The sequence below is a fragment of the Methanobacterium sp. genome (genome assembly GCA_030017655.1).
Taxonomy (GTDB): domain Archaea; phylum Methanobacteriota; class Methanobacteria; order Methanobacteriales; family Methanobacteriaceae; genus Methanobacterium_D.
Genome location: JASEIM010000061.1, coordinates 1 through 1,033, shown reverse-complemented (window position 1 = coordinate 1,033; position 1,033 = coordinate 1). Strand labels below are relative to the sequence as shown.

Sequence of the window (1,033 nt, the reverse complement as noted above, 5' to 3'; positions counted from 1 at the left end):
CAGAATTATAGCATCACTTATCATCATGATAATTGGGATTATATTAATATTTAATGCAAGTTTATTTCAGATCTCAAGTACTTATAGAACTGTTAAAAGTCAATTTTCCTCAGTTTTGATGGGAGCTTTAACATCTGTGGCTTGGGCTCCATGTTACGGTGCCTACTTAATTGCATTAATAGCATATAATGTGTCCACTGGAAATTTAGGTTACACCATAATTAATCTAACACTATTTACATTAGGATTTTCTCTCACATTAATGATAATAGCTTTTTTAATTTCAAAAATCAATTTAAAAAAAATAATTCAATACTCAAATTGGATAAGGATAATTTCAGGAATTATAATATTCACAGCAGGATTATACCTTCTTTTGAATCTTTTTGGAATTATAATTTTGCAATAAAAAAAACATTATATTGGTGATTTAGTGAAAATAGGATTTTTAGGATTTGGTGAAGTTGCATCAACCTTATCCAAAGGACTATTAAAACAAGGTTTAGAAGTATCAACCTCTATAACTGGAAGAAGTCCTAAAACAGTTTTAAAAGCAAAAAATAGTGGTGTAAATTTAGTAAACTCAAATGAGGAACTAGCAACCAATTGCCAAATGTTAATCTCCACGGTTGTCCCAAAAAATGCAGTTATTGTTGCCAGGGAAATTGGAGAGAGTTTTAGGGGAATTTATGTAGATTTAAATAATATTGCACCTACCACTGTTAGAAAATGCAGAAAATACCTATCTAATTCCAAATTTGTAGATGCAGCAATCATAGGCAGTATTAGATCCGGGATAAACACTCCCCTAATTGCTTCGGGTAAATATGCATCTGAATTTGCAAAACTTAATGATTATGGAATGAAAATTGAGATTATAGGTGATAAGATTGGACAAGCATCATCTATAAAGATGCTTAGAAGTTCCTATACTAAAGGTCTCGCAGCACTACTATTTGAAACACTTTTGGCTGCTTATAAACTAAATCTAGATGAAAAAGTATTAGAATTCATTTCAAGAACAGAATGCCCA

The 1,033-nt window shown here is 30.7% G+C and carries 2 protein-coding genes; both read left to right on the top strand.

Annotated elements, in window-relative coordinates; all coding sequences use genetic code 11:
• The coding region (locus QMD61_11605) for a cytochrome c biogenesis protein CcdA (GenBank protein MDI6725279.1) at positions 1-409 on the top strand (409 nt) is incomplete at its 5' end.
• A 24-nt stretch (positions 410-433) separates the two neighbouring features.
• Positions 434-1,033, top strand: a 600-nt coding sequence (locus tag QMD61_11600; protein ID MDI6725278.1) for an NAD(P)-binding domain-containing protein, incomplete at its 3' end; no start/stop codon positions are given.